General features: G+C 61.5%; 6 protein-coding genes and 1 pseudogene. All 7 read right to left on the bottom strand.

All coding sequences use genetic code 11. The features are described 5' to 3' along the window. Positions 1-184: pseudogene (locus KGA98_RS28220) on the bottom strand (hypothetical protein); the annotation flags it as partial. A 2-nt stretch (positions 185-186) separates the two neighbouring features. Further along, positions 187-1,182: a major capsid protein gene (locus KGA98_RS28215; RefSeq protein WP_104449527.1), complete on the bottom strand. Its 996-nt coding sequence runs from the start codon at positions 1,180-1,182 to the stop codon at positions 187-189. A gap of 61 nt (positions 1,183-1,243) precedes the next feature. After that, the gene (locus tag KGA98_RS28210; protein ID WP_223504938.1) at positions 1,244-1,588 is read right to left on the bottom strand and encodes a head decoration protein; all 345 of its coding nucleotides are present in this window, start codon (positions 1,586-1,588) and stop codon (positions 1,244-1,246) included. Beyond that, positions 1,585-2,739, bottom strand: coding sequence for a head maturation protease, ClpP-related (locus KGA98_RS28205; protein WP_223504936.1), 1,155 nt, complete (start codon positions 2,737-2,739; stop codon positions 1,585-1,587). The genes KGA98_RS28210 and KGA98_RS28205 overlap by 4 nt, the downstream gene beginning before the upstream one ends. Then, positions 2,736-4,220 (bottom strand): phage portal protein, encoded by a 1,485-nt coding sequence (locus KGA98_RS28200; RefSeq protein WP_223504934.1) that lies wholly within the window; start codon positions 4,218-4,220, stop codon positions 2,736-2,738. Before KGA98_RS28200 ends, KGA98_RS28205 begins: the two co-directional genes overlap by 4 nt. Continuing rightward, on the bottom strand, positions 4,220-4,426 hold the full coding sequence (locus KGA98_RS28195; RefSeq protein WP_027923826.1) for a phage head-tail joining protein: 207 nt from the start codon (positions 4,424-4,426) through the stop codon (positions 4,220-4,222). The genes KGA98_RS28200 and KGA98_RS28195 overlap by 1 nt, the downstream gene beginning before the upstream one ends. A gap of 53 nt (positions 4,427-4,479) precedes the next feature. After that, positions 4,480-6,084: phage terminase large subunit family protein (locus tag KGA98_RS28190; protein WP_223504932.1), on the bottom strand; the 1,605-nt coding region annotated here is incomplete at its 5' end.

Below are 6,084 nucleotides of genomic sequence, written 5' to 3'. Positions count from 1 at the left end.
CGGCATCGGCCACCCGAATGTGAAAACACGGCTCGCGCAGACCGGTGTTCAAGCGGCCGATCTTGGGTTGCAGCCAAGGCGCTGAGAACATGCCCAGCACGCGACGGCCTTCGATGAAGCCGACGTCGGCCAGGGTGTCGAACACCACGCTGTCGATCTCCGCGACCAGGTCTCGAAAGGCCATGGTCAGAGCGTCAGCAGGATCTGTGCCCGTGGACGCGTGCACAGGTGCAACGGGTTGGATTGGGCTTCACCGGCCATGCCCTTGTTGAACGGCAGTGGTTCCAGCTTGCTGTAATACGGCAGGCCTTGGGTGTTGGCCGTTTCCATGTAGTCCGCCGGGGCAAAACAGGAGATGTAGAGTTCCGGCACGCCTTCGGGAATCAACAGGGCTGTATCGTCATGAATAAACGACACGCCAGCGATTCGCCCGCGGTAGCGCTCCCAGACGATGCCGCCCAGCTCGAAACTGTCCCGCGCATCACCACGCAATTCCGCGGCTTGGATCGTATTGAGGTAGGTTTCCTCAACCGATTTGTGCGTGATCAGCTTGTTCCAGAAATTCTTGCCACAGAAGGCCCGCGCGCCCGAGCTGGTGACGCTACCCAGTTCATCGTCCTGCATGTCCAGCGCTTCGGCGCACTTGACCCGGATCTTCGTCGCCGAGTCGTTCAGGCCCATGGACAAGCTTTGTTGCTCCACACCGAACGCCTGATAGATGTTCAGCAGGACCGTCGAGCCGTCCGCATCCAGCACCAGGCCGTTCAGTGCGCCCATGCGTTGAAATTCATGGGTGGCATCGAGCTGACGCTTGGCCTTGCTCAGGCGGGTGTTCACTACGCCCTGCACGGCCTGCAACTCGGTGGTCGTACCAAAGGCACGAATGCCCTGGATCTCGTCAGCCTTGATGGTGAAACGCTGCGGCAGGTGCACGGTGTTGAACGGGATCATCTGACGCTTGCTTGCACCCACGACCAGACCCGAGGTGCCGCGCTCACCCGCCGGCACCAGGGCCAGGGTGTTGCCGTCCTTTTCGATCTGCACGGTCAGGGTGCTGATGCCTTCCTCGCGAAACAGGCCCAGGCTGCTGATGCGGCCCGGCAAGTATTCCTGCTCATTGATCGCCGCGGTCAGCGAAGACACGGAAAAAACATCGTCGGTAAAAATGCCAATGTCGGCCATGAAGGGACTCTCCAGAAAAGCAAAACCCCGCACAAGGCGGGGTTGGGGTAAGGGGGCTGACTTAGCGGGCTATCACAAATTGAGCCGCCAAGGCGGCCTCCGCGTCAGCATCGAAACCGGTCAAATGCACCTCGCTGACCTCGGCCAGCCGTACCACTGCACTGGCGCGACGCTCTTCGGTCGATTCACCCAGCGGCCCGTAGAGGATGCACGCCGCCACTTCGGTGCCATCAACGGCGGCAGGATCGTAGGGGGCAAACTCATTGGTCGTCGTGACCAGCCCCAGCACCTGGCCAGCATTCAGTGCGGCACCGGCGGCCACCAGAATGGATTCACGAGAGATCTTCCCGGCCCCTTCGGAGAGCAGAAACTCGCCGGCGTGTAGCGTTTCGTACTTTACGGTCATGCTCGTGCTCCTTTTGCACTGTTGGATTGCCCCGCATGGACGGCCTGACGGGCTGCCCAGATCGAAGACGGATTCGGTTGTTTCGCCAGCACCTTCGGTGCAGGGTCATCGTTGAGGGGCACGCTGTTGTCGATTTCGAAACCGTTGCCGCTGCTGACAATCTTGTCGAACAGCCGCGCACGTACCGCGGACTCATCCAGTCCCGCGGCCACATACTCGAGGCTGAGTTCTGGCAGTCGTGCCGCGACACACAGGTCATGCACCGCCTTGGCCCGGGTCAGCCCCGCCAGGACGATCTCTTCGCTTTCAAGCTGGGTCGAACTGAGCAATGGCGTGACCAGGTTGCTGATCCCCGCCTCGGCACAACGTTGAGTGATCAACAATGCCAGCTTGGCCGAGTCCATCACCGGCTTGGGTGGATCGTTTGGCGCAGGCTCCGACTCCAAATCTGGCTCAGGCAACTCATCGAGCTGGGCCAGCAATTCAGCTGGGGTGTGCTGGTAACGCTGCATCACCCCGCCCTGCCCCAGACACGCTTTGACCTGCACCCCGTCGCCCACCTCATCGGCCAGCCCCAAGGCAACCGCCTCACTGGCGGTCAACCAGGTTTCGGCAGCCACCAAACCTCGCAGCTCCGCCTCATCGATGTCCGGTGCCTTGGCCTTGTAGGCCGCGATGATCGCCTCCATGGTTTGATCGAGGACATCGGCCACTTTGCGAAAGCTATCGGCATCGCCCGCTGCATAGGTCCACGGGTTGTGGATCATCAACATCGCATTGGACGCGATCACCACCTTGTGAGCACCGCACACCGCGACACTGGCCGCACTGGCAGCTAATGCATCGACACGCGCCGTGCAACGTTCGCCCAGCCGCGACAAGGTGTTGTGCATGGCCAACCCGTCGAACAGGTCGCCGCCGATGCTGTTGAACGCGGCGATCACCGGCGACACGCCATCATCGACGGCGCGCAGATCCTGCATGAACTGACTGGCGGTAATGCCCCAGGTACCGATTTCACCGTAGACAAAAACTTCGATTACACGCTCGGTCGCTTCGCCGCTAGCGTGTACGGCGTACCAGCTTTTATCCTGCACCGGCACCCGCTGGCCGGCCTTGTTGTAAATGCGCGGCGGCGTTTTCTTGCTCATGTCTGCTCCTTGTCGTCGAACGCCTGGAGCAGTTCGACGAGCGTGCTGTAATTGAGACCTTTACCCCGAGCGCGCTCGGCATCGGCGGCGTTTTCTTCGTCCACCGTTTCGGCGTCATAACCGGTGCGCAGGACCATTTCGCTACGCGAGGCAAAGCCGGCGTTCACTTCCATCGTGCGTGACTGAACATCCTGAACCGGATGGATATACGCCCAGCCTTGTGGTACCCAGCGTGTACGCAGGTACTCACGGCGTCGTTGGGTGTAGTCCGGCAACAACACGGCGCCGCTGAGCACCGCCATGTCCATCCACGCGGCCCGCACCGGGCGACACAACTGGTGCACATACACACCAAATTGCAGCTGCTCCAGTCGACGCCGGAACTCAGTGAGCACCACCCGCAGCGCGCGGTCGTTCACTTCGCGCATGTCGCCAGTGAGGATTTCGTACGGCATCCCGGCGCCGGCCGCCGCTGCCATCAATTGCTGGCGCATGAAGTCGGGATAGTTGTTGCCGGCATCCGGTGGCGTGGAAAACTCCACCTCCTCCCCTGGCAACAACTCCTGCATGGTCCCGGGTTCCAACGCCACCATGGGCGTGAAGCCATCCGAGGCAAGGTTCAGCGGCGCACCGGTCACCGGGTCGACCGGGGTCTGGATGTCATCCGGTGAAGGCTTTTTGATAAAGCCGGCGAACAGGTTGGCCACCTCCTGGCGGAACAACACCGCATCGTCGTAGTTGTCCAGGCTGCGCAGGCGCTTGAGCACTGGTGATAAACGCGGCAGACCACGCAGCTGACCCGGTTCGACCGGCTCAAAAATGTGCAGCACTTGGCTCGCCGGTACGCGCACCAACTGGTTGTAGCCACAGTTCAACGACGCGGCATCGCCGGGATGCGAGCGATACATCCAGTACGCCACCCGGCGACTGTCCGGGCTGAACTCAATGCCGGCGCGAATGACGTTGCCGTTACGGGCCATTTCGGACTTGTCGTGTGGCACAAACTCCGGCGCCAGCACCTGGAGTTGCAATGGCACCACCAGCCCCTCATCGAGGCTGCGCGGGCGCAGGCGGACAAAACATTCGCCGGCCGTTTCCACTGTCCGGGCAATCAACGCCTGCTGTCCGTAAAAGTCGGTGAGACCATCGGCGTCGGATTCTTCGGTCCAGTCGGCCCAGAGCTCCTGCAGCAAATGCCGAAGCTCGTCATCCTGGGTTCTTGGCCGCGGCGTGATGCCGGTACCGATCAGGTTGCTGACCCGTTTGTCGATGATGTTGAAGGCGTACGGATCATTACGCACCGCCGCGCGGGAACGCGAGCGCAGGTTGCGCAGCGCCGGAATGGCAATGCTGTTGAAGCCGGCGTCGGGTGCATCCCAGCTGGCAGAGCGGCGCCCTTCGGCAGCCCCTTCATAGCTGGCCTTGATGTTCGAGGGAATCAAGAATCCGCTGCGACCCAAGGTAGGAAAGTGACGAGCCATTACAGTCCCTTGCCTCCATGGTAAAGCCGCACGATGCGCGAACGAGGTCCAGCCGCCGCGATCAACGAGCTACGAATTTCGTCGCGTGCCCGAAGCAATTCGTCGATGTCGCGGTACTCGACGTTGCGATCGGCATAGCGCACGATTTTTTCGCCACGCGCGATTGCCTTCTCGACCGCGTCGAGTTGCTGTTGGGTAAAGGCCATGGGGATCGCTCTAAAGTAATAAGACAACGTGGGTTGCAACGATGCGCCTTCACTCAGCGTCGTTTTTTGAGGTAGCCGCTGCTGGAGCTCCGACGCTGTGGCGGCCGTGCAATCGGCAGCGGTGCTATTACCGGCTTGGCCGGTGGCGGCACGGGATCAGGCGGTTGCTGCGGAGATGGCGCCGGAGCGCGGACACGTTCGACTGCAATGGCTTTCTCAGCCGGCGGCGCCGCCTGCAACAGGGCGCCTCTCACCCGTTCCCAGTCGTGTTCCTTGTAGCGATTCAGGCCCAGGTAATGCGCCATCGCCAAGCTGTACACCATCAAGTCGAGGGCTTCGTTGCGCTCCGCCTTGCCCTTGACCCACTCGATTTTTTTGTAGCCTTTGATGTACCGAGTCACCTTGCGCTCAGCGACGCACTGGGCGAAGAAATCATCCGGCAGGTCGTTGGCAAAGTGCAGCGCGCCGGGACCGTCCTCCACCGGATAGCGGTTGTAAATCCAGTCCTTGGCCGTGTCGGTACCGATGAACCACAGCTCGACACCTTTGCGCTCGGTCAGTCCTTTCCAGGTGACATCCATCATCGATGGCCGCTGCGCAATCACCGGCCGACCTGACTTGCTCGCGCCCTTGACCGCGAAGATGTTGCGCCAGCGCCGCAGCCGGCAGAACTGGTACACCTCGTCGGTGTGGTTGCCGCCGGAGTCGATGCCGGCTGCCCGGATTGTCAGGTCCGCGCCACACGGATGCGGATAACGCGCCTTGAGTTTGTCGTCGAGCACGGACCAGGTGCGTTCGTCGGAGGGATCGCCCCAGATCACCTGATAGTCGATGATCCAGCGCTCCATGCCGGCCCCCCAACCCACCACCATGAACTCCAGCCGGTTGGCCTGGACATCGACCGCGGCTGTGAGCATCAGCACGGCGAATGGCATCGATCCCAAACCATAGGTTTCCAGGCGTGCCCGAGCCATCAGCACATCCGCTTTGGTCTGCTCTTGGGCGCTGTCCCAGACCTTGGCCAGACGGGTGTTGTAGAACACCTGCATCGGCTCAAGATCACCACGGGACATGGCGGTCTTGGCCTTCTCGAACTGCTTGGCCAGCGCGGCCCAACCGGTCCAGCCGGGCGGCGAGTACAACGCATTGAGGTTGAAGCCGACGGTTTCACCATCGCCCTGGGCATGGGCGCGCCACTCACCCTTGGCCAACATCTCACCCTTGTGATGTTCTTCGATCAGCACGTCACAGTCAGGCCCGGCGCACTCGTAGTGCGCCAGTTGGCAGTCCGTCGAGTAATGCAGGCGTTCCCATTCCAGGACTTGCATGTGCCCGCAAGTCGGGCACGGCACGTAGTAAAAACGCTGGTCGCTGGTCTCGAACAGGTCGGCAATGCGCGAGGCGCCCCGGATTGTCGGCGAACTGGAAAAGTAGAACTTGGCGTTACGGCCAAACGTACTGCCCCGGGTTTCAGCCAGTTCAATCGGATCGCCCTCCTCGCCCACGTCCACCACCCAGCGATCCACCTCATCGCCGTAGATGTACCGGGCCGACAACTCCGAAAGGTTCGCCGCTGAGCCCGCGGTGGTGACATACAGCGAACCACCTTCAAACTCTTTGGTGTCCATGGTGTTGCGCGCATCCCGCGAACGGTTCGC

Source organism: Pseudomonas sp. BF-R-24, from assembly GCF_019947335.1.
Taxonomy (GTDB): domain Bacteria; phylum Pseudomonadota; class Gammaproteobacteria; order Pseudomonadales; family Pseudomonadaceae; genus Aquipseudomonas; species Aquipseudomonas jessenii.
The sequence above is the reverse complement of the archived record's forward strand: the minus strand, read 5'-3'. Positions and strand labels throughout refer to the sequence as shown.

Bases quoted from the DNA above. Each gene is read 5' to 3' on its own strand.
- KGA98_RS28215 (WP_104449527.1), bottom strand. From the start codon at position 1,182: ATGGCCGACATTGGCATTTTTACCGACGATGTTTTTTCCGTGTCTTCG.
- KGA98_RS28210 (WP_223504938.1), bottom strand. From the start codon at position 1,588: ATGACCGTAAAGTACGAAACGCTACACGCCGGCGAGTTTCTGCTCTCC.
- KGA98_RS28205 (WP_223504936.1), bottom strand. From the start codon at position 2,739: ATGAGCAAGAAAACGCCGCCGCGCATTTACAACAAGGCCGGCCAGCGG.
- KGA98_RS28200 (WP_223504934.1), bottom strand. From the start codon at position 4,220: ATGGCTCGTCACTTTCCTACCTTGGGTCGCAGCGGATTCTTGATTCCC.
- KGA98_RS28195 (WP_027923826.1), bottom strand. From the start codon at position 4,426: ATGGCCTTTACCCAACAGCAACTCGACGCGGTCGAGAAGGCAATCGCG.